Raw genomic sequence first — 22,327 nt, forward strand, 5'->3', positions numbered from 1 at the left:
CTGTGGCACAGAAAACCGACATAGTAGCAGAAAATGGCTAAACTAAACCTGATTGAACGAATGCCGTTTTTCATGGCAGAAGGTAGAGCAGGAAGAAACTGACCTATGGACTGCTGCTATTGCTTTCCTAAAAATAAACAACCTAAACAGTACAAGGATCAAGAAGTTTTTTTAATATAAGTTAAAACACTTATATTCAGTCAACTTAAAACAATCTCATCTTGAAACGTAGAAACTTTATTTATTTAACTGGCGTAGGGGCTGCCGCGGCTATGCTTCCTGCTATTCCAGTTTTTGGGAAAGAGATTTCCCCCGAGCAAGCCTTAACGTATATCGATCCGGCGGCTAAAAAAATCTTGTCTGATGTAGCCCTAAATGCGGCACGCTCAAAAGGCGCAACTTATACTGATGTGCGTGTAGGCAGGTATCTTAACCAATACGTTGTTACACGCGAGGATAAAGTAGAGAATATTGTAAATACCGAATCGTATGGGATTGGTATCAGGGTAATTTCGAATGGCAGTTGGGGATTTGCGGCAACCGACAAAATGGACAAAGATAGTATTGCCAAAGCAGCCGAACTGGCGGTAACTATTGCCAAAGAAAATGCCCGTTTGTTAAGAGAGCCCGTAAAGCTGGCGCCACAAAAAGGATATGGTGAGGTAAGCTGGAAAGCACCGATTGAGAAAAATACCTTTGAGGTACCCGTAAAAGAAAAGGTAGATTTATTGCTGGCGGTGAACGATGCGGCAATGAAAGGTGGTGCAGATTACATCAACTCCATCTTATTCGCCGTAAATGAACAAAAATATTTTGCATCTACCGATGGTTCTTATATTGATCAGGACATCCACCGTATTTGGCCTACTTTTTTTATCACTAAAATAGATAAGGCAACTGGTAAGTTCGAAACGAGAAATGCATTGAGTGCACCTACTGGCAAGGGATACGAATACCTGGATGCAAGGCCACAGGATAAAATACAAACAGCTTCGGGCACGCTTTATAAAGGCAGGTACGATATGCTTGAAGATGCCACACAGGGAGCCAGGCAGTTGGGTGAAAAAATGAAGGCAAAATCAGTAGAGCCAGGTAAGTATGATCTGGTATTGGATCCTTCACATTTATGGTTAACCATACACGAATCGTGCGGTCATCCAACCGAGCTTGATCGCGTGTTGGGCTATGAGGCCAATTATGCAGGAACCAGTTTCCTGACACTTGACAAATGGGAATCTAAAAAATTTAATTATGGCAGCAAAGAAGTAAATATTACTGCCGATAAAACCGAAGTCGGATCATTAGGAGCTGTTGGGTATGATGATGAAGGTGTAAAATGCGGAAAATGGGATGTAATTAAAGACGGTATATTGGTAAATTACCAGGCCATCAGAGATCAGGCGCATATATTAGGTTTAAATGCTTCACAAGGCTGTTGTTATGCCGATAACTGGAGCAGTGTGCAGTTTCAGCGTATGGCCAACATTTCACTGCAGCCGGGCAAAGCCAAGCTGAGCATAGCCGATCAGATTAAAAATGTTGAAAAAGGCATTTACATTGTAGGCGATGGGTCTTTCTCGATCGATCAGCAACGTTATAATTTCCAGTTCGGCGGTCAGCTTTATTACGAAATTAAAGAAGGCAAAATCGCAGGTATGCTTAAAGATGTAGCCTATCAGGCCAATACCCAGGAATTCTGGAATTCGTGCGTGGCTATCTGCGATGAAAGCGATTACCGTTTAGGAGGCTCTTTTTTCGATGGTAAAGGCCAGCCAGGTCAGGTGAGTGCTGTCTCCCATGGATCGGCAACCACACGTTTTAATAAAGTTAATGTTATCAACACCGCTAGAAAAATCTGATAGAAACTATGCCAATCTTAACAAAAGCAGAAGCAAAGGCCCTTTTAACTAAAGTACTTTCTTACTCTAAAGCAGAACAATGTGAAGTAAACCTAAATTGCTCAGATAGCGGTAATATAAGGTACGCCCGAAATTCGGTATCAACCAGTGGGGGGATAAGCGCCAACAGCCTGGTAGTCAGTTCTGCCTTCGGAAAAAAACTGGGTACGGCCACTATAAATGAATTTGACGATGCCTCATTGGAAAAAGTAGTGCGCAGGGCAGAAGAACTTGCTCAGCTGGCACCCGAAAATCCTGAATTTATGCCTTTTCTCAGTCCGCAGGAATATGGTGCCGATTCGCCTACCTTTTCTCCGGCTACAGCAGCCGTTACCCCGAAAGACAGGGCCGATGCAGTACAGGCCAGTTTAAAACAGGCTATAGACAGCAAGCTGAATGCTGCAGGGTTTTTATCCAACAGTATAGGCTGTTCGGCAATGATGAACAGTAAAGGTTTATTTGCCTACAATACTTCAACCGATGTAGCTTTTAATATTACCGTAAGAACTGATGATGGTAAAGGATCTGGTTATGCCACAAGGGGATACAACGATTTTAGCAAACTCAACGCAAAAGCTGATACAGCTATAGCAGCCAAAAAGGCCATGTCGTCGGTAACGGCAAAGGCCATTGAGCCAGGAAAGTATACCGTTATTTTAGAACCGACTGCGGTAGCAGTGATGCTGGAAAACCTATTCTTCTCGATGGATGCCAGGCAGGCCGATGAAGGACGGAGCTTTATGAGCAAAACCGGAGGCAAGACAAAATTGGGAGAACAGCTGGTGGATGAAAGAGTAAATATTTACTCTGACCCATGGAACCCCGAACTGCCAACTGCAACATGGTCTGGGGATGGAAGGCCACAGCAGAAAGTAAATTGGATAGAAAAAGGAGTAGTTAAAAATTTATACAGTTCGAGGTACTGGGCGCAAAAAACTGGGATTAAAGCGATCCCCTTCCCGGGTGGTGCCATTATGAAGGGCGGAACGAAAACCCTGGAAGAGCTGATCAAAGGAACAGAAAAAGGTATATTGGTTACACGCTTATGGTACATCCGCACGGTAGATCCACAAACCCTTTTGCTTACAGGGCTGACCAGGGATGGTACTTTTTACATCGAAAATGGAGAGATCAAGTTCCCAGTCAAAAATTTCCGTTTCAATGAAAGTCCGATTATTATGTTGAACAACCTGGATGAAATCGGAATAGCCGAAAGAACAGTTAGTGCCGAATCGGAAGCCAACTATCTTTTACCTCCATTAAGAATAAGAGATTTTACTTTTACCTCTTTATCTGACGCGGTATAGCAAATCAAGAATTAACAATATGATAAAGCCTGAGCATCATCGATGTTCAGGCTTTTGTTTAGTTAAAAGCTAAGGTTACAGGCCGTTTGCCCTTGCTGTAATCTCGGCAATATCCAACACCTTAACTTCCTGTTCTTTATCTTTTAGTTTAATACCATCGCTTAGCATGGTCATACAGAAAGGGCAACCTGCTGCAATAACCTGCGGATTGGTTTGTAAAGCCTCATCAATGCGTTCTACATTAATATCTTTATTTCCCTTTTCTGGTTCTTTAAACATCTGCGCGCCTCCGGCACCACAGCATAAGCCATTGCTTTTGCAGCGTTTCATTTCTACCAACTGTGCATCAAGTACTTCCAGGGCTTTTCTAGGCGCTTCGTAAATTCCATTTCCACGGCCCAAATAACATGGATCGTGATAGGTGATTTTTTTACCTTTGAAACTTTCCCCACCTTCAGCTTTTAGTTTGCCTTCGTTAATCAGATCCTGTATCAATTGGGTATGGTGGATCACTTCGTAAGTGCCGCCTAAACCCGGATATTCATTTTTAATGGTATTGAAGCAATGTGGACAGCCTGTTACAATTTTTTTGATGTTGTAAGCATTCAATACCTCAATATTGGTCATGGCCTGCATCTGGAAAAGAAACTCGTTACCGGCTCTTTTAGCAGGATCTCCGGTGCAACTTTCTTCTGTTCCTAAAACAGCGTATTTTATGCCTACATGATGTAAGATCTTGCAAATGTCGCGGGTAATTTTCTGTGCTCTTTCATCGTAACTTCCAGCACAGCCAACCCAAAATAATATTTCCGGTTCTTCACCTGCGGCCATCAACTCGGCCATTGTAGGGACTTTAAATTCCATTTGTCTAGTATCTAGTATCAAGTATCAAGACCTGATGTAATTATTATTTTAATTCAATGCCAACAAAAACTGTCAATCTAGCTTTCTTGTGCCCAGTTAAAACGATCGGCTGGAGAGTATTTCCAGGGTGCCTGGTTATTCTCAATATTTCCCATCATCGCGTTAATGCTGCCTGGCGCCTGCGATTCTTCCATCACGGCAAAACGGCGAAGTTCCATAATAATCTGTAATGGATCGATGTTTATCGGGCAGGCCTCTACACAGGCATTACAACTGGTGCAGGCCCAAATTTCTTCTCTGCTAATGTAGTCATCCAATAAAGATTTTCCATCCTGATGTTCAGCGCCGTGTTTATCAATATTTTGGCCCACTTCGGTAATGCGGTCGCGGGTATCCATCATAATTTTCCGCGGCGATAAAAGTTTACCTGTAATATTTGCCGGGCATACCGAAGTACACCTTCCGCACTCGGTACAGGTATAAGCATTCATGAGGTTTACCCAATTTAAGTCGGTTACGTCTTTGGCTCCAAATTTACCGGGTTCGGTTTCTGCCGGAACAAAAGAAGGATCCAGCATGGCTTTCACCTCATTGGTAACTGAGGCCATATTTGTAAACTCACCTTTAGGCTCCAAATTAGAAAAGTAGGTATTTGGAAAGGCGAAAAGAATATGAAAGTGTTTCGAATAAGGTAGGTAATTTAGGAAAGCCAGAATGCCAATAATGTGGAACCACCAGCAGCTGCGCTCTACGATAACCAAGGCACTTTCTGATGAAGGCAGGATATTAATTAAATACTGACTCACTGGAAATGCACCGGCATTAACGTAATGGCTGGCGCCCAAAAGCTGTAATTTTGCATCGGCTGCGTTCATTAATAAGAAAGCGCTCATTAATAAAATCTCGGTAATGAGGATGTAATTGGCATCAGATTTTGGCCAGCTTTTCATCTCTACGCCGCTAAAGCGTTTAAGTTTTAGGATATTTCTGCGGATAAGAAAAATAGCGCATGAAATCCAAACGGTAAAAGCCAGAATTTCGAAAGAGCCGATCAGAAAATTGTATAAACCACCCAGGCCATTAAAAATACGGTGCGTGCCGAATAAACCATCGATTATGATCTCCAATACTTCAATGTTAATGATCACAAAACCGATGTAAACAAAAAAGTGGAGAAAGGCAGGGATAGGGCGGACAACCATTTTAGACTGACCAAATGCCACGCGAAGCATGGTCATTAATCTTTTTTGTGGCTGATCTTGTCGATCTACCGGTTTTCCTAAACGGATATTGCGAATTATTTTACGCAGGTTAACTGTAAACAGCGCAATTGCTGCAAGTGTAAGTACTAGAAAAAGGATCTGTGCTACCATGCAATATTAGATTGTTACGCTAAATTAGGATATTAATCTAAATAAATTGCTATGCATGCATAAAAAAAATAATAAAATTGTTTGTTTGTACTCATTCTAAGCAAGGATTAAGGCCTGTTTTAAGAATCGTTAAAAATTAATTAATTGATAATCAGCGTGGCAATGAAATAATCGAAAAAAAATTTTGCTTTTGAAAAAAGAACACTACATTTGCAATCCCAAACGGATGGTGCCATAGCTCAGTCGGTAGAGCAAAGGACTGAAAATCCTTGTGTCCCTGGTTCGAATCCAGGTGGCACCACTTCCAAAAGCCTTTCAGAAATGAGAGGCTTTTTTGGTTTTATGTCATTTCAAAAAGGAAAGCCTAAGCTGAAATAAAAATATTTTTCTGCCCATCTTCCTGCTTATCAAAAAGATGGCCTTAATAAGGTTACATTTGAAGAAAAAAAACTGAATAAATCTAAAATCCTTTTTTGGATTTGAAAAAAAGAATGCTACATTTGCAATCCCAAAAGAGGGTGCCATAGCTCAGTCGGTAGAGCAAAGGACTGAAAATCCTTGTGTCCCTGGTTCGAATCCAGGTGGCACCACTTCTAAAAGCCTTACAGAAATGTAAGGCTTTTATTTTTTAAAGTAATTTTAAAAAGAAGAAACTGTTATCTTCTTTTTTGAAAACATATTCTTTCCAAAAAAAATCATCATCCATCGTGCACGATGAATCAAGAAAATCATCTTCGTCCCAATTTGAAATGGTCTTTAGATTATTTATGATTAAATCGCTGTAGAAAAAGGAGAAATCATGTTCATCATTCTTAAAATACACCCACTCATAAAATTGCCTATCCTCCATGTTTAGCAAATAATACCTTAATCGCCATTTATTCTGATAATCGGCTACAAGTGCACAAAAAATAACCTGTTTTTTATGCACAGGAAAAATCATAGGATAGTTAATTCTTAACGGGCATAGTTCTGTATATTCTGATGGAAAAGTTATTCGAATCTCTTCAAAAAATGGTTTAATAAACTCTTCGTCGCAATAATTTGCAAAAGCTCTGTTTATTTTTTCTTTTTTTTCCTGCTTTAAAATGGCTACTAAGTAGGGTGAATCTTTAAATTCTTCGAACTGTATATCTCTTAAGGTAACCGTTTTGCCTAGTACATCATGCTGGAGAGGTACGTTCGGAAGAAACAAGCAATCATGCCAAAAATTGGCATTGTTACACGGTTTTTGAATATCATCTCTAACTTCAATTTCATCTTTCTGATTACCATAAAAGGTAAGGCTTTTTAAAATAAACCACTCGCCTTCAAAGAACATGCCCGTAAAGGAAACCGAAAAATAGGTATATACTTTTTCATCAATAAGCTCACGGGTTGATTTGCTTTGCCAGGAATCAGGAGTAATGAAATTTTTTGCCTGTTTAAAATCATAGAACAATGAGGTATAACCATGAAATAGATCATGATGATATTCAAAATCGTCATAATCTATTTCCGATATTTTTGTTAAAGTTGCAGCATAAAATTTGTTGTGTTCTTTATTAAAGACGCCTCCAAAATAACCTTTTAGCAGTGGTTTTTCTACTCTTGGCCATAATATTGACCGTAATTCTTCAGAATCTGAGAAATTCATATTGTCGATTTTGCATAAATCTATCAGTTTGAATTTTTTAAACCAAATATTACTCGGGGTCTACTACCAAGGGTAAGTCAGAGGAATAGTTCGAGATTGCGGCATTCTTGTGAAATTTTATAGTAAATGTTATACCCGTTTGGGAATCATTTCTAAGTTTTGGCTGTCTTTTGTTCCCGATCGGGCATGATTTTTTGATCTGATATTCCGTTTACAAAAAAAAGCCTCCGTTTTATCCAGAGGCCCATCGATTTTTATGTCTCCACATGATATTCACTTCTTTTTTCGGCTATTTCTTTAACTTTATCTAAAGCTTTTGGCCAGGTTTTTTCGAAATAATCAAGCCATTCTTTGATAATGTCCATATCTACAATAAGCTCTGTTTTGCCGTCTTCTTCTTCGAGGGTATAATTTTCGAACGATTCCCCCCAATTGTGCAGGGTTTCTTTTCCGTCTTTTATTTCGCCCAGGTGTTTGATAGACATATACCGGTTAGGGATATTATCCTGAATTACAGCTACCATTCCATCCCCGTTATTACCCAGAAACAGGGCCTTACTTCCTTTTTTCCAATCGGTTTCTACACGCGATCCTTCCATAAAAACAGCTGTCCACATGGGGTAGGTTTCTACGCCAAACAGCGTATTCCAAACTTTTTCTGCTGGGGCGTTAATTGTGGTTTTAAATTCGATCTTTTCCATGGTTCCTGGTTTTTAAATCAGATAATTTAGTATAACAAATTTGCGGCGGAATTGATTGACTTAAGCGGTGCAAAGGCGACAATTTATGGGGGCATAAGGACTAACATTGCGACACCGGTTTGGTAGATCTTGTTAAAATTTGCTAAATATTTCAGTAAAAAGTAATATAATCGGTAGATTTACGTAATTCACTGATACATATGCTTAACAGCACAATATTTTGAATTAAATTTAGTTTGTTGGTAAATAAAGTTTCTTTCTGAACAAATAACCATTGCCCCAGTAAATATATAAGATAATGTTACAATAATTTCCATGAGAAATAAGAGATTCCTTTACCTGGTTACACTAGGTTTTTTAAGCTTTGGGGCCATTACCGGCTGCAAAAAGAGCAGTCCTGCGCCCGATGAGCCTATAACCCCACCAGTTGTTACTACGCCTACCGGAACGCGGGATGAATTGACTAAAGATTCTATCTTTTTATACGGTAAAGAACTTTATTATTGGAACACTTCGCTACCAACTTATGAAGTGTTTAATCCGCGCGGATTTAGTTCGAATGAAGCTGAGTTATACGCTATGACACAATATTCTTTAGATCCGGCAACAGGAAAACCATATGAATATGTCAGCACTTCCACCACCGAACCTAAATATTCGTTCTTCGACTATACGGCAGCTACAACAGGTAAAACAGGAGCGCTTAAAGCAGATGTAAATGGCTCTGCCAATGATTACGGTTTTTCTGTTCAATATAATTATAATAGCTTTACAGACTTAAGGGTAAAATATGTTTATCCCAGCTCACCGGCAGCACAGCAGGGTTTAACACGTGGCTGCAGGATAACCAGTGTAAATGGAAGAACAGATCTGACCTATCCTGGAGCACTTAATTTTTTAAATAGTGCCATTTTTGGTACGAATGCCACGGTGACTTTGGCTTTCAATGATATGAGCGGCAACCCCAAAACAGCTGTTATATCTAGTAGCCTATATACTGTTAATCCGATATTATTTACCAATGTTTATACAGTTGGCACTAAAAAAGTTGGTTACATTGTATTTAATAGTTTCACCAATAATGCTTCTACAGCAATAAGTACAGTTTTTTCTAATTTTGCTACCCAGGGAGTAAGTGAATTGGTTATTGATTTACGTTATAACGGTGGTGGTTATGTTTCAACAGCTACCCAGATTATTAATTTAGTAGCACCGGCAGGAGAAAACGGCAATACGATGTTTACTTCTTATTACAATAACTACCTACAATCGATCACCACAGCTCAGCGCAAAGCCTCGGTTTTGGCACACCAACCGCTGTTAGATGATGCTGGTAAATTACAGACTTTTACAACAGGTGTAAACGGAAAGTATGCCACTTATGCCGATTTAAATTATTCGCCTACAGCTACCGATAATATAGAGAAATTTGCAAAATCAGGTAGTTTAGCATTAAACAGAGTTTATTTTATAGTAACTGGATCAACAGCCTCGGCAAGCGAGTTAACCATTAACAGTTTAAAGCCTGTAATGGATGTAAAACTGATTGGTAGAACAACTTATGGTAAACCTGTTGGTTTCTTCCCGATTAGAATAGATAAGGTGGATATGTATATTCCAGAATTTGAAACCAAAAATAAACTTGGCGTTGGTGGCTACTATTCTGGCCTTACAGTTGATAAAGAATCAGCAGAGGATTTAAGTAAGGCATGGGGCGATGAAACGGAGACTTTGTTGGCTTATGCATTATTGTATGCAAAGAACGGGAATTTTGTAACTACAGCTGCAAAAACGGCTAGTTTAAGTACAACGACAACGGCTGTTCCAAAACTATCAGTAGCAGAACTGAGAGTCTTAGATGAAAAGTTAGATCCAAAAGGATTTAAGGGGATGGTAATGACGCCTGATAAGAAATTTTAATAAAAGCTTTTCAATAAAAATGCCCGCTTAACATATTTAATTAAGCGGGCATTTTTATTTATGGTGGTATTTACAATAATATTTTACTACTGATATCTTTATTGATGGTAATGTAACCTGGATATTTAACAGGTGTATTGCCCAGCATAAAGGTCGGTTTTATTTTAATGGTTAATAAACCTAATTTTTCATCTTTTGAAGCTGATCCTTTCTGAGCAGCCTTGATAATATCGTTAAAAACATTGCCGTTAGATACTAACCCGTAAATGTTGCTTACCAGTTGTACCGGAACAGTAACTGTTTGACCTTGAGCAATGCTCACATTTTGATTAACAATGCCTTCTGCCAAATCGGTATTATTAACCAATATCTTATATTCAAACTGGTTTATGGCCGCTAAATTGCTTGATGGGTTGGTTATTTCTAAATTCAGATTAGCTTTTAAAGGAATGTCTTTTCTTAACAACCCCAATGCAACCCCAGGCAAACTGGTTAAGCTAAAACTTTGCTGGTCCATTAACTTTTTAACATCTGTACCTGCAATCGATACCTGTTGTACGCCTGTAATTTTATAGGTGCAGTCTTCCAGGGCTTTTATCTGCTGTGCCTGTCTGTTTATTCCACAGCCAAAAAGGCCAACAGTTAAAAGGCATACTAATAATCTTTGTTTCATTTTATGTGTGTTAAGTGATAGCATAAGTATCCAAAAATTTGGATATTTATGTACTGCAAACATAACGCCAAAATAATAAATCTATTTTAGATAGGTTAATTGCTTAAGCGGTTAATTGTTTAAACCGGTTAACTAAAGATCAAATAAGAACAATTTAACAATCTATCAATTTAAACAATTAACCTAAACCATTAACTTTACAAAAAAACAAAAGACATGGCCATTACCATCCGTAGGATAACTGCACAGGATAATACTGCAACAGCTGAAATGATCAGGACTGTTTTAAGAGAATTTAAAATAGACAAGCCGGGCACGGTTTACACCGATCCTACAACCGATGAGCTCTCTACAGTTTTCGAACACCCCCAATCGGCTTATTGGTTAGCTGAAGAAGATGGGCTTATTGTTGGCGGTTGTGGTATTTACCCGACCGAAGGCTTGCCAGATGGTTGTGTTGAGCTGGTTAAATTGTACACCTCGGCATCTTCGCGCGGAAAAGGGATTGGCAAAATGCTCATGGAGAAAAGTATAGAGTCGGCGCAGCACTTTGGTTATAATGAGATTTACCTTGAATCGTTTCCCGATCTTAAAAGGGCAATTGAGATGTACGAAAAGGCAGGATTTAAAAAAATCGCAGCTCCATTGGGTAATTCAGGCCATTTTGCCTGTAATGTTTGGATGCTACTGATCTTATAATTGGTTAATTGTTCAAACTGATTAATCGGTTAACTGTTGAAATCGAGAAATACAGCTCAAGTTGAAACTGGTTAATTGTTGGAATTGATAAATCAAGCTCAATTAACCAGTTAACCGATTTATACAGTTAACCCTTTAATCTTAATTTTTGCCGACTCTGCTTTCCTCATCGCTTGTTCCGGTTTGCCTGCTGCGGGCAGTTTTGATTTTCATGTTCCCGAATTTATAGGTGAAACTTAAGTTTATCCTACGGCTTTCCCATTCGTTCTGCCAATAGGTTTTAATGTTATTGTACGCCAGATTGGCTCTGAATTTACTGGTATTAAAGATATCGTTTACTTTTAAGGCCAACGTTGCATTTTTGTTCCAGAATGACTTTTTAGCGCCAACATTGAGCTGATAATTTCCTAAACTGCGGAATAAACCAGAAATAGAAGGAGAATCGTAATAACCATACACCGTTAAACTGTAGTTTTTGGGCAAAGTGATGGTATTATCCGACATAACAGACCAGTTCCACGAGAAAGCATTATAGCCATTTCCCTGTACTGCCGATGTGGTTCGGTTATAACCAACAGAAACTTCTGTACTGTTGTTCCACCATTTGGTTACATCAAAAGGACTTCCGGTGGCCATATAAAAATTTGTTGTACGGTTCAGGTTTTCTGGCCGGGAGATACTTTCTTTTGTGCTATTGTCCTGATAAATCACTTCCCACATCGCGCCATTACTTACCGAATAACTCAACGTTAGTACCCTGAAATTTTTAATCGAGTAATTAAATTCAAAACTATTGGCGTAAGATGGCTGTAATAATGGGTTTCCCTGTATGGCAGTATAGGGGTCGGTATAAAAGGTAAAGGGATTTAAACTGCTGTATGATGGCCTGTTAATACTTTTTCGGTAGGCTGCCGTTACAAGGTTGTTCGAATCCAGTTTTAAAGAGATAAATAGCGTTGGGAAAAGTTTCCAGTATTTCCTGTCAATCAGCGTATTGGTGCCCGATGAACTGCCATTGCCCAAAGTCTGTTCTGCACGTAAACCTGCTTTGATCTGTAGGTTTTTGAAGCTCTGATCTAAAGAAAGATAACCTGCATTGATGTTTTCATTGTATAAAAAGGCGTTGGTTCGGCGCGGATCGTTAATCCAGCCAGCGGTTTTTAGCGAATCGAAACGTACATCGCTCTGCGATTTTACCCAGCTGCTTTTCCAGCCAGTTTCCATTTTTAATGTTTTTGAAAAATTTAAGCTATAATCGGCCTTAATGGAATAAATAGAAACGTTGCCCATACCTTTATTACGTAAATCGATTGGATTGCCGATCAGCTGATCACTGGCATCGAGGTAATTATTGGTAAAGGTTTCATTCTTGCTGTTGTCGTATTGAACATAATCGGCATCAAAACCCAGTTCACCGCCCAATGTATCTATTTTGAAACGGTAGTTTAAGTTAAGTGCATGGTTTTTTTCGGTATTACTTTGCGGATTAAACATCGATGTTCCGCCCATTTTTATACCCGCTGCATTATAATTTACCGAATTGCTGTTTACCTTGGTTTCTTCAGGTGCGGTAAAGCCTTTTACCATTAAGCCTAAGGTATGTTTCTCATTGATAAAATAATCAGCACCGGTAGAATAATTTAAGCTGTTGGTTACCGGGTGCCAGAAATTAAGCTGGTTATATTGTTCATCGCCAATTGTTCTGTTTAAAGTTAACCTGTTGTATGAATTATAGTGTCCGGCGTTTAAGCGTACATAGGTACTCACCTTACCGATATTGTAATTCAGGTTGGTACCAACATAAACTTTTTCATAACGGCCGTAACCACCACCCATATTCAGGTTCCCATTAAAGCCCTGCATTTTATTTCTTTTGAGTTTAATGTTGATGATCCCCGCTGTGCCAGCAGCATCGAAAGAGGATGGAGGGTTAGAAATCAGTTCGATTTTGCTTAACACCGATCCAGGTAGCGATTTGAGGTAAGTGGTTAATTCCACGCCCGTCATATAGCTCATCTTACCATCGATCATCACGTTGATTCCTTTTTTACCTTTCAGCACAATGTTATCGTCCTTATCCAGTTTTACTCCCGGCGATCTGCTGATTACTTCCAGTGCATTATCGCCTGCGGTATTCATCTGTTCTACATTTACAATCACCCGGTCTGCTTTTTGATCAATTACAGGCATTTTCGATACGATGTTTACATCTTTCAGGTTTTGAGCGTGGTCTTCCAGCATAATTAATGGAACTTTAACGGCTATATCTTTTACTTCAAATGGTACAGATTGGTTTTTACCATAACCCATCATTAAGGCTTTAATAAAATACCTGCCAGATTTAACATTGCTGAACTCGTATAAACCTTGTTGGTTGGTGACTTGTAAGGCAACCGAAGCCGAATCGGGTAAGTGGATTAATGCTACTGAAGCATAATCGAGTGCTTTATTGCTTTTGTCGGTAACGGTTCCCGATACCTTAATGTTTTGAGCAAAAGTGATTTGAAGGTTAAAAATAAGCAGCGCAAAAAGAGCAGATTTAAATAAGAGGTTCATATCGTGTTTGTTTTATATTGACGATTCAAAGATGAAGAGGTTGCATCAGCCTAAAAATTAAATAATCCCAACCCTTTAAAATATTATCCCAATGCTTTTTTTGGTAACAAAAGGTGTTGATCCTTGAAATGCACAGGTTGGGATAATTATATGCAGGTTTGGAATAAGAAAATAGGCAGTTAAAAAAGCTTTGCATAGTTTTGGGCCATGAAAAGAATAGAAACCATTTCCATTCATATTTTTTGCTGGATACTCGTACTAGGCTATTTTTATGGTGGCTATTTAATTGATGGCACAACTTTTAGCAAGGCCGCTTTGAATATCTCTATGAATTTTATACAAGTGATAGAGTTCTACATCTGTTACTTATGGGTATATCCGAGATTTTTGAAAAAGAATAAAGTACTTCAGTTAATTGGTGGCATTTTGTTTACCATAGGGGTATTTATTGCACTTAGGTATTTAATAGAAGAAGTGCTTTATTTAAAATGGCTTGGTTTTCATAACTATGATGATGGTACAACAGCCTGGGCCTACATCACAGATAATATTTATTGGAGCATTGGTTTTATTGTTACACCTGCTGCGGTTTATGGTATCGAGCATAGTTTCAAGTCGGAACAGGTTAACAGGAAACTTAAGGAAGAAGTAGTTAAGGCTGAACTTTCATTTTTGAAATCGCAGATCAATCCACACTTTCTGTACAATACCTTAAATTATGTTTACTCTTTGGCCATTCCTGTTTCCGATCAACTGGCCAATGCTGTTTTACGGTTATCAGATTTAATGCGCTATACTTTAAATGATAGTCCTGATGGTAAAGTAAGTTTAGATAAGGAAGTAGAATATCTGGAGAGTTATGTTGCATTATTTAAGATGCGTTTTGAACCCAAATTTTATGTCGACTTTACAACCGAGGGCATTGCCAATCAAAAAATAGCTTCGCTGATCCTGATCCCTTTTGTTGAAAATGCCCTTAAACATGGCGTGGTAAATGATGAAGCACGGCCTGTGCGCATTAAACTTAAGGTGCAGAACAAACGCTTAAGTTTCGAGGTGAGCAATAAGATCAGCCATGCGCAGAAAGATCATTCAAGTGGCGTAGGCATGGTAAATATCCATCGCAGGTTGGATCTGATTTATCCCGAAAAACACGAATTGTTGATTTCGAACAATGGCAATACTTACAAAAGCACGTTAATTTTAAATCTATAGCAGATAAGTTGTATCATTGAAATACTTTATTTGCGCTAATTGCTAACCCCTAACCGCTAAACCTTAACCATGATCCGTTGCCTTGCCGTTGATGATGAATCTTACGCCTCAGATATTATTGCTGCTTTTATCAATAAAACCCCTTTTTTGGCATTGGTTGGGACCACTACAAATGCTTTTGAAGCACTTAACCTGGTTCAGGAAGGTAAAGTTGATCTTGTTTTTTTAGACATACAGATGCCAGAATTAACCGGGATCCAGTTTTTGAAAATCTGTGGAGGTAAATGCAAAGTAATTCTAACCACAGCCTATCCAGAATATGCTTTAGAAGGCTTTGATCTTGATGTGGTAGATTATTTGCTTAAACCGATCTCATACGAGCGTTTTTATAAAGCAGCTACTAAAGCACAACAGATTTTAATGCCTGTGGCACCCGTTCAGCAAGAAATTGTTGTACAGCAGGTAACGCAGGGGAACGATTTTATTTTCATTAAAGGTGATACCAAGAACAAGTTTATTAAGGTTAATTATGAAGATATCCTATACATTGAAGGATTGAAAAACTATGTTTCTGTTTATACCGCCGCCCAAAGGATTGTGACCTACCAGGCACTGCGTGAGCTGGAAACTGAGCTGCCCCGACCGCCTTTTTACCGCATCCATAAATCGTACATTATCTCTATCGAAAAAATTAAGATGATAGATGGGAATACCGTTTATATTAGCGACCAAGCGATTCCCATCGGCGAAACCTATAAAGAAGAGTTTTTTAAAGTGGTTAGGGAAGGGAAGAAGAATGGGTAGTTTGGTTAATTGTATAAATCGGTTAACTGGTTAATTGTTAAATTGTTGGGATTCATCTTTGGTTAACCAATTAGCTAGTTTTAAGAATTCTGCAATAAAGAAATTCAACAAGCAGTTAACCGATTAACCAGTTTCAACAATTAATCAGCTGTGTGCATAAATTCTCCTCATTATTTCTTCCGATTTTTTTAAGTTTGCTGTATAAAGATTAAATCAAACATCACCATGCAAGAAACGAATTCGCTAAACCAGGTTGCAGAATTTCATACTACCTTTAAACATCCAATTTTAGAAAGTCCTGTTATTCCTTCAAAACAGAGAGCCAATTTGCGTATTTCGCTTTTAGCCGAAGAGTTGAAAGAACTGCAGGAAGCAGTAGAAAATGATGATCTGGTAGAAGTTGCTGATGCCCTTTGCGATCTGCAGTATGTTTTGGCGGGTGCGATCCATGAGTTTGGTTTGGGTGGAAAATTTAAGACTTTATTTGATGAAGTTCACCGCTCTAATATGAGCAAAGCCTGTAAAACGGTAGAAGAGGCTGAACAAACCATTCAGTTTTACTTAAATAAAGACCAGACCGAATCTTATTACAAAGAAATCGACGGACTGTTTTTGGTATTCAGGAAATCTGACGACAAAACTTTAAAATCGATCAACTATTCGCCAGCTGATTTAAAATCACATTTGGTTTAACTCATAAATAAGCTCGAATTGAAAAGGCTAAAACAAATTGTAAACGAGCTAAAATTAACACAGGCGGCGCCTGATGCAGCTTTAATGCGTGAGTTTATTTTCTACTCACCCAAAATGCCATTACGCCTGCATCAGGAACAGCTTATTGCTACCTCGAAACAATTTAGCCTCAAGGTTTTTGATGCCTATTTTACCAATGCCGATATAAGCATTAACTGCTTTAGCTGGGGAAATGGAAAACGTAAAGTGTTACTTACGCATGGCTGGGCTTCGAAGGCTTTAGATTTTTATGAGCTGATTATTGAACTCCTGAAAATAGATGACCTGGAAATCATTGCTTTTGATGCACCTGGCAACGGAAGCTCAATCTCTGAATTTTCCAACCTGATGTTATATGCCGGTTCAGTAAAATCTATTGCCTTAAACTATGCACAACCTGATGTCCTCATTGGGCATTCGCTTGGCGGCATGGCTAATGTAATTGCTTTGCAGGAGCTGGGTGTTACGCCCAATTTGCTCATTAGCATCGCACCATTAATCAGACTGAAAGAAAACTTCGAACAAAGTCTCGATTCGGTGAACATCGGCATAAAGGATCAGGATATCTTTTTCAGCAACTTTGCCAAAGAATTCCCCGTTCCTGTAAGCCACTTTAACCTGACCGAACTGTATCAACTAAGTCCGGATTTAAATCATTTTCTGGCATTTGATCCAGCTGATCATATTTCGCCATACCCATTCCTTAAAGAATTTCTGGATAAATATCCGGCGATAAGTTCAAAATCTTTTGAAGATGTGGGACATTATAAAATCCTCAAATCGGTTGAGGTAATTGAAGATATTTTGCAGCGCATCCAATCCCAGAATTAATTTATTTATAATCTGTTGCCGCCCATGGCGGGAAGCTTTCAACATCCTGAGCTTGTCGAAGGACTTGTTTAAATATTTTTTAATGTGTTTCGACAGGCTCAACATGACACAATTTGAAAGAGAAATTACCTTAATAATAGCTTCCACAAAATCCGGTGCACAACAATAATCTGCGAGAAAACTATAACATCATTATTGCCCGCAGATTTCACTGATCAACGCAGAACTATATCCTCACCCCAACTTCCCGACCTCCGTCTTCGGTCTCCCAACTAATCCCATCCACCAATTTATTTCACATCCATAACAGTGCATAACAGTTAAAATTACTGTATATTCTATTTTAGAGCAACCAAATATATTAATAGAGCATGCAAGCAATTTTAGGTGTAATTTTTCATTTCTTCGGTGGTTTCGCCTCCGGAAGTTTTTATATTCCGTACAAAAAAGTTAAAGGCTGGGCCTGGGAAAGTTACTGGATCGTTGGAGGAATCTTCTCCTGGTTAATCGTTCCGCCACTTGCTGCTTTTTTAACCATCCCGAATTTTACGGCAATTATCACCAGTACCAACGGTAGCATTTTATGGTTAACCTATTTTTTTGGTGTGCTTTGGGGTATTGGAGGTTTAACCTATGGCTTAGGTGTTCGTTATCTGGGCGTATCGTTAGGGAGTAGTATCATTTTAGGACTTTGTATGGTTTTGGGTTCAATCCTGCCATCCATTTACTTCGATTTTTTCCCGCAGGGAGGTAAAGATACTTTTACCATGTTTTTATACACCGATTGGGGGCGTATGGTATTGCTGGGGCTTTTAGTCTGTGTTATTGGTATTGTAATCTGCGGTAAGGCAGGTATGATGAAAGAAAAGGAAATGAAATCTGGTATTACCGATCCGCATGGCATGGAGGTAAAAACAGAATATAAATTCGGACTTGGCTTGTTTGTGGGTATTGTTTCGGGTGTTTTAAGTGCCTGTTTCAATTTTGGTATTGAAGCCGGAAAGCCAATGGCCGATGCGGCGAATACCATCTGGAAAGCTGCAAACCCTGCTGAAACAGGTAATTTCTTATTCCAGAACAACGTTACTTATGTAATTGTGCTTTGGGGAGGCCTAACCACTAATTTTATCTGGTGTATGGTATTAAATGCAAGGAATAAAACATTTGGCGATTATACCAATGCAAAAACGCCACTGTTAAAAAACTATATTTTTTCTGCCCTGGCAGGTACTACATGGTTCTTACAATTCTTTTTCTATGGCATGGGCGAAAGCAAAATGGGCAACGGCGCCAGTTCATGGATTCTGCACATGGCCTTTATCATTCTCATCGCCAACGTATGGGGGCTGGTATTAAAAGAGTGGAAAGGTGTGTCGAGAAAAACGTTGTTTACTGTTTTGGCGGGTATTTTAACCATCATCATTTCGGTACTCATTGTTGGTTATGGTAATTCAATAAAAGGTTAATAAATAAAAATTTAAATAGAATATAAGAATGTCAATCGATACGAAAAGTTATAAGCACGTAAGCTATTTGTGGGATGAAGAGGAAGCCGCAAAACTTGCTGGTGATGAAGTTGCCCTCTTAATTTATCGCTCAAATTTATTGGGTGCAGATTTACGCTTAACCAATTATGGAGGTGGAAATACCTCGTGTAAAGTATTGGAAAAAGATCCGCTTACCGGCCTTGAAACCGAAGTAATGTGGGTAAAAGGTTCAGGTGGCGATTTAGGTACCTTAAAGAAAAGTGGTCTTGCAGCATTATATGTTGATCGTTTGCGTAGTCTGAAAAATATCTACCGTGGTGTAGAACACGAAGATGAAATGGTTGAACTTTTTAACCACTGTATTTTCGATTTAAGCTCTAAAGCACCATCAATCGATACCCCTTTGCATGGTTTTCTGCCGTTTGCACATATCGATCACTTGCACCCAGATGCGGCCATCGCCATCGCAGCAGCTAAAGACGGTAAAAAAATTACCGAAGAATTATTTGGTGGAACGATAGGCTGGGTTGAATGGAAAAAACCTGGTTTCGAACTGGGTCTGCAATTAAAGCAATGTTTAGATGAGAATCCAGGTATCCGTGGCATTATGTTGGGCTCACATGGTTTGTTTACCTGGGGCGATACGGCTTACGAAAGTTATCTGAATACCTTAGAAGTTATCGAAATCTGTTCTGATTACCTTAACCAGAACTATGGTAAAAAAGGGCCTGTTTTTGGAGGACAAAAGATTGAAAGTGCCGCAGCAGATCAGCGTAAACAACAAGCGGCTGCTTTAGCACCTGTTTTGCGTGGTTTATGTTCTTCTAAACAGCACATGATCGGTCATTTTACCGACGACAGTCGTGTTTTAGAATTCATCAATTCTAACGATCTTGATCGCCTTGCACCAATGGGCACAAGCTGTCCAGATCACTTTTTACGCACCAAAATCAGTCCGCTGGTTTTAACTTTAGCAAGCGATGCCGATTTATCGGATGTTAAAGCACTAAAAGAAACATTGGAGCCAGCTTTTGAAGCATATAGGGCAATGTACACGGCTTATTACGAAGCCTGTAAACATCCAAACAGTCCTGCCATTCGCGATACCAATCCGGTTGTTATTTTATATCCTGGTATCGGAATGTTTACCTTCTCTAAGGATAAACAAACGGCAAGGGTTGCTGCAGAATTCTATATCAATGCCATTAACGTAATGAAAGGCGCTGAGGCCGTTTCAGAATATACTTCTTTGCCGCACCAGGAAGCTTTTAACATCGAATATTGGCTGTTGGAAGAAGCGAAGTTGCAGCGTATGCCTAAGCCAAAACCTTTAACAGGTAAAATTGCTTTGATTACCGGTAGTGCAGGTGGTATAGGTAAGGCGATTGCTAAAAAGTTTGTTGCAGAAGGTGGCGTGGTGATTTTAAACGATATGAATGCCGAGCGTTTGGAAGAAGCAGGTAAGGAATTTGCAAGCCTGTATGGTAAAGATTCTTATAGTACCGCAATTTTAAATGTAACCAGCGAAGCAGATATTAAACAAGCTTTCGATTCGGCTGCTCTGGCTTTTGGTGGGGTAGATATTATTGTAAACAACGCAGGGTTATCGATTTCTAAAACCATTGCCGACCATACCGAGAAGGATTGGGACTTATTATATGATGTTTTGGTAAAAGGTCAGTTTTTTATCACTCAGGCTGCAACAAATACGATGCAAAAGCAGAATATTGGTGGCGATATCATTAATATTGTAAGTAAGAACGCCCTGGTAAGCGGACCTAACAATGCCGGTTATGGCAGTGCAAAAGCTGCCCAGTTACATTTGAGCAGGTTAAATGCTGCAGAATTGGGAGCCGATAATATCCGTGTAAATGTGGTTAACCCTGATGCTGTAATCAGCGATAGTAATATCTGGGCAGGGGGTTGGGCAGAAGGCCGTGCAAAAGCTTACGGAATTACCGTTGCAGAACTACCGGCTTATTATGCGAAACGTACTTTGTTAAATCAGATTATACTACCAGATGATATTGCCAATGCTTGTTTCGCCTTTGTGGGTGGCTTGCTGCACAAATCAACCGGAAATGTTTTAAATGTTGATGGCGGAGTAGCCATGGCATTTGTAAGATAGCTTAATCCACGGTTTGTGTCTCCACAGATCGAAAGAAGATAAGTTAAATGGTCTGTGAGGACACAGACTATGGCGACAAATTCAGTTTTAGTAAGTTGTTTAATCGGTCTGTGCCTGGCACAGACCGAAATGACTTTAATTTTTTTATAATAGCCCCCGTTTGGAGCGAGAACGGCGAGTGTATCGCCGCAACATTAACCTAATAAACCAAATATTCTCATGAATATCGAGCAGAACCAAATAGAAAAACATAACGACTCCCTTTTAACCTCACATCAGCGTAAACTTTCTTTTTTAAAAGAAGATTGGGCGCACGTTGATGTAGAAAGCGTAATCCAGAAACTGGTTGATTTTCAGATTGCCATTCCAAGTTGGGCTTTAGGTACAGGTGGAACACGTTTTGGCCGTTTTGCCATTACTGGTGGTGAACCACGTACCATTGAAGAAAAAATTGAAGATGTTGGTCTGCTTCATGCCCTTAATGGCGCAAGCGGCGCAATTTCGCTTCACATTCCTTGGGATATTCCACAAGATGCTGAAGCGTTAAAAACTTTGGCATCTGGCTATGGTTTAAAATTCGATGCCATGAACTCGAATACCTTTCAAGATCAGAAAGGTGCTGCACATAGCTATAAATTTGGTTCGTTACAGAATGTAAATAAAGACATCCGCAAACAGGCGATCGAGCATAATATAGAAGTAATTAAACATGGTATCGCGCTAGGATCTGACGCATTAACCGTTTGGCTAGCCGATGGCTCTTGTTTCCCTGGTCAGCTTAATTTCCGCAAAGCTTTCGAAAATACATTAGAAAGTCTGCAAGAAATCTATTCAGCACTGCCAGAAGATTGGAAAATGTTTGTGGAGTACAAAGCCTTCGAACCTAATTTTTATTCAACTACGGTTGGCGATTGGGGACAATCACTGTTATATGCAAGCAAACTAGGTAAAAAAGCTTATACTTTGGTTGATTTAGGTCATCATTTGCCTAATGCAAACATTGAGCAGATTGTTGCTTTATTGTTAATGGAAGGAAAATTGGGTGGTTTCCACTTTAATGATTCTAAATATGGCGATGATGATTTAACTGCCGGAAGCATTAAGCCTTATCAGTTGTTCTTAATTTTTAACGAGCTGGTAGAAGGTATGGATGCAAAAGGCATGAACCATGCAAAAGATTTAGGTTGGATGATAGATGCTTCTCACAATGTGAAAGACCCTCTAGAAGATTTATTGCAATCAGTAGAAGCGATTATGATTGCTTATGCACAAGCCTTATTGGTTGATAGAAAAGCATTAAGCGAAGCGCAGAACAACAACGATGTAGCAAAAGCACAGGAAATTTTGCAGCATACTTTCCGGAGCGATTTAAGGGCTTTGGTAGCCGAAGCCAGATTAAGGGCTGGAGCAGCTTTATCACCAATCGCTTTATACCGCGGTTTAGAAGTTAGAACTAAGTTAGTTAATCACCGCGGAAATACTGTTGCCACAGGTTTGTAAATA

17 protein-coding genes and 2 tRNA genes are annotated in these 22,327 nt (G+C 39.2%); 13 read left to right on the top strand and 6 right to left on the bottom strand.

Features of this window, described 5'->3' with window-relative positions:
- Positions 1 to 221 precede the first annotated feature (221 nt).
- Both AC1DNH_RS14530 and AC1DNH_RS14535 read left to right on the top strand, forming a co-directional pair.
- The gene (locus AC1DNH_RS14530; RefSeq protein ID WP_477579588.1) at positions 222 to 1,859 is read left to right on the top strand and encodes a TldD/PmbA family protein; all 1,638 of its coding nucleotides are present in this window, start codon (positions 222 to 224) and stop codon (positions 1,857 to 1,859) included.
- A gap of 8 nt (positions 1,860 to 1,867) precedes the next feature.
- The gene (locus tag AC1DNH_RS14535) at positions 1,868 to 3,205 is read left to right on the top strand and encodes a TldD/PmbA family protein (RefSeq protein WP_477579586.1); all 1,338 of its coding nucleotides are present in this window, start codon (positions 1,868 to 1,870) and stop codon (positions 3,203 to 3,205) included.
- Between the two features lie 75 nt (positions 3,206 to 3,280).
- Here AC1DNH_RS14535 and AC1DNH_RS14540 read toward each other — a convergent pair whose 3' ends face one another.
- Positions 3,281 to 4,069 (bottom strand): (Fe-S)-binding protein, encoded by a 789-nt coding sequence (locus AC1DNH_RS14540; protein WP_029277013.1) that lies wholly within the window; start codon positions 4,067 to 4,069, stop codon positions 3,281 to 3,283.
- 77 nt (positions 4,070 to 4,146) lie between these two features.
- A complete protein-coding gene (locus AC1DNH_RS14545; RefSeq protein WP_477579584.1) occupies positions 4,147 to 5,442 on the bottom strand; it encodes a 4Fe-4S dicluster domain-containing protein in 1,296 nt (431 codons plus the stop codon).
- A 228-nt stretch (positions 5,443 to 5,670) separates the two neighbouring features.
- Here AC1DNH_RS14545 and AC1DNH_RS14550 point away from each other — a divergent pair.
- Positions 5,671 to 5,743: transfer RNA gene (locus AC1DNH_RS14550), tRNA-Phe, on the top strand.
- Between the two features lie 216 nt (positions 5,744 to 5,959).
- A tRNA-Phe gene (locus AC1DNH_RS14555) sits at positions 5,960 to 6,032 on the top strand.
- 38 nt (positions 6,033 to 6,070) lie between these two features.
- Here the strand turns inward: AC1DNH_RS14555 and AC1DNH_RS14560 are convergent.
- The gene (locus AC1DNH_RS14560) at positions 6,071 to 7,078 is read right to left on the bottom strand and encodes a hypothetical protein (protein WP_477579582.1); all 1,008 of its coding nucleotides are present in this window, start codon (positions 7,076 to 7,078) and stop codon (positions 6,071 to 6,073) included.
- Between the two features lie 254 nt (positions 7,079 to 7,332).
- Positions 7,333 to 7,779: an SRPBCC family protein gene (locus AC1DNH_RS14565; RefSeq protein WP_477579580.1), complete on the bottom strand. Its 447-nt coding sequence runs from the start codon at positions 7,777 to 7,779 to the stop codon at positions 7,333 to 7,335.
- 315 nt (positions 7,780 to 8,094) lie between these two features.
- On the opposite strand from AC1DNH_RS14565, the gene AC1DNH_RS14570 reads away from it, so the two are divergent.
- Positions 8,095 to 9,699 (top strand): S41 family peptidase, encoded by a 1,605-nt coding sequence (locus AC1DNH_RS14570; RefSeq protein ID WP_477625467.1) that lies wholly within the window; start codon positions 8,095 to 8,097, stop codon positions 9,697 to 9,699.
- Positions 9,700 to 9,769: 70 nt separating this feature from the next.
- Here AC1DNH_RS14570 and AC1DNH_RS14575 read toward each other — a convergent pair whose 3' ends face one another.
- The gene (locus AC1DNH_RS14575) at positions 9,770 to 10,372 is read right to left on the bottom strand and encodes a hypothetical protein (protein WP_477579577.1); all 603 of its coding nucleotides are present in this window, start codon (positions 10,370 to 10,372) and stop codon (positions 9,770 to 9,772) included.
- Between the two features lie 216 nt (positions 10,373 to 10,588).
- Here AC1DNH_RS14575 and AC1DNH_RS14580 point away from each other — a divergent pair, with 216 nt between their 5' ends.
- Entirely contained in the window at positions 10,589 to 11,071 is a 483-nt protein-coding gene (locus tag AC1DNH_RS14580; RefSeq protein WP_477579575.1) for a GNAT family N-acetyltransferase, read from the top strand.
- A 141-nt stretch (positions 11,072 to 11,212) separates the two neighbouring features.
- Here the strand turns inward: AC1DNH_RS14580 and AC1DNH_RS14585 are convergent, their stop codons facing one another.
- The gene (locus AC1DNH_RS14585; protein WP_477579573.1) at positions 11,213 to 13,627 is read right to left on the bottom strand and encodes an outer membrane beta-barrel family protein; all 2,415 of its coding nucleotides are present in this window, start codon (positions 13,625 to 13,627) and stop codon (positions 11,213 to 11,215) included.
- 207 nt (positions 13,628 to 13,834) lie between these two features.
- On the opposite strand from AC1DNH_RS14585, the gene AC1DNH_RS14590 reads away from it, so the two are divergent.
- From AC1DNH_RS14590 to AC1DNH_RS14620, 7 genes are all read left to right on the top strand, one after another.
- Positions 13,835 to 14,842: a sensor histidine kinase gene (locus AC1DNH_RS14590; RefSeq protein WP_477579572.1), complete on the top strand. Its 1,008-nt coding sequence runs from the start codon at positions 13,835 to 13,837 to the stop codon at positions 14,840 to 14,842.
- Between the two features lie 69 nt (positions 14,843 to 14,911).
- Positions 14,912 to 15,646: a LytR/AlgR family response regulator transcription factor gene (locus tag AC1DNH_RS14595; RefSeq protein ID WP_477579570.1), complete on the top strand. Its 735-nt coding sequence runs from the start codon at positions 14,912 to 14,914 to the stop codon at positions 15,644 to 15,646.
- 225 nt (positions 15,647 to 15,871) lie between these two features.
- Positions 15,872 to 16,339, top strand: a complete 468-nt coding sequence (locus AC1DNH_RS14600) for a pyrophosphohydrolase domain-containing protein (protein ID WP_029277032.1) — start codon at positions 15,872 to 15,874, stop codon at positions 16,337 to 16,339.
- Positions 16,340 to 16,357: 18 nt separating this feature from the next.
- Positions 16,358 to 17,209 carry an alpha/beta hydrolase gene (locus tag AC1DNH_RS14605; protein WP_477579568.1) on the top strand — a complete coding sequence of 284 codons (852 nt, stop codon included), beginning with the start codon at positions 16,358 to 16,360 and terminating at the stop codon, positions 17,207 to 17,209.
- A gap of 371 nt (positions 17,210 to 17,580) precedes the next feature.
- Positions 17,581 to 18,675: an L-rhamnose/proton symporter RhaT gene (gene rhaT / locus AC1DNH_RS14610; RefSeq protein WP_477625468.1), complete on the top strand. Its 1,095-nt coding sequence runs from the start codon at positions 17,581 to 17,583 to the stop codon at positions 18,673 to 18,675.
- Between the two features lie 28 nt (positions 18,676 to 18,703).
- Entirely contained in the window at positions 18,704 to 20,824 is a 2,121-nt protein-coding gene (locus tag AC1DNH_RS14615) for a bifunctional aldolase/short-chain dehydrogenase (protein WP_230145396.1), read from the top strand.
- A gap of 219 nt (positions 20,825 to 21,043) precedes the next feature.
- Positions 21,044 to 22,324: a sugar isomerase gene (locus AC1DNH_RS14620; RefSeq protein WP_477579564.1), complete on the top strand. Its 1,281-nt coding sequence runs from the start codon at positions 21,044 to 21,046 to the stop codon at positions 22,322 to 22,324.
- The last annotated feature ends 3 nt before the right edge of the window (positions 22,325 to 22,327 follow it).

It is taken from the genome of Pedobacter sp. 01N310, assembly GCF_056399805.1.

Excerpts from the sequence above, each read along its gene's own strand:
- AC1DNH_RS14600 (WP_029277032.1), top strand. The coding sequence starts at position 15,872 with ATGCAAGAAACGAATTCGCTAAACCAGGTTGCAGAATTTCATACTACC.
- AC1DNH_RS14565 (WP_477579580.1), bottom strand. The coding sequence starts at position 7,779 with ATGGAAAAGATCGAATTTAAAACCACAATTAACGCCCCAGCAGAAAAA.
- AC1DNH_RS14570 (WP_477625467.1), top strand. The coding sequence starts at position 8,095 with ATGAGAAATAAGAGATTCCTTTACCTGGTTACACTAGGTTTTTTAAGC.
- rhaT (WP_477625468.1), top strand. The coding sequence starts at position 17,581 with ATGCAAGCAATTTTAGGTGTAATTTTTCATTTCTTCGGTGGTTTCGCC.
- AC1DNH_RS14560 (WP_477579582.1), bottom strand. The coding sequence starts at position 7,078 with ATGAATTTCTCAGATTCTGAAGAATTACGGTCAATATTATGGCCAAGA.
- AC1DNH_RS14595 (WP_477579570.1), top strand. The coding sequence starts at position 14,912 with ATGATCCGTTGCCTTGCCGTTGATGATGAATCTTACGCCTCAGATATT.
- AC1DNH_RS14575 (WP_477579577.1), bottom strand. The coding sequence starts at position 10,372 with ATGAAACAAAGATTATTAGTATGCCTTTTAACTGTTGGCCTTTTTGGC.
- AC1DNH_RS14620 (WP_477579564.1), top strand. The coding sequence starts at position 21,044 with ATGAATATCGAGCAGAACCAAATAGAAAAACATAACGACTCCCTTTTA.
- AC1DNH_RS14540 (WP_029277013.1), bottom strand. The coding sequence starts at position 4,069 with ATGGAATTTAAAGTCCCTACAATGGCCGAGTTGATGGCCGCAGGTGAA.
- AC1DNH_RS14590 (WP_477579572.1), top strand. The coding sequence starts at position 13,835 with ATGAAAAGAATAGAAACCATTTCCATTCATATTTTTTGCTGGATACTC.
- AC1DNH_RS14580 (WP_477579575.1), top strand. The coding sequence starts at position 10,589 with ATGGCCATTACCATCCGTAGGATAACTGCACAGGATAATACTGCAACA.
- AC1DNH_RS14615 (WP_230145396.1), top strand. The coding sequence starts at position 18,704 with ATGTCAATCGATACGAAAAGTTATAAGCACGTAAGCTATTTGTGGGAT.
- AC1DNH_RS14535 (WP_477579586.1), top strand. The coding sequence starts at position 1,868 with ATGCCAATCTTAACAAAAGCAGAAGCAAAGGCCCTTTTAACTAAAGTA.
- AC1DNH_RS14545 (WP_477579584.1), bottom strand. The coding sequence starts at position 5,442 with ATGGTAGCACAGATCCTTTTTCTAGTACTTACACTTGCAGCAATTGCG.
- AC1DNH_RS14585 (WP_477579573.1), bottom strand. The coding sequence starts at position 13,627 with ATGAACCTCTTATTTAAATCTGCTCTTTTTGCGCTGCTTATTTTTAAC.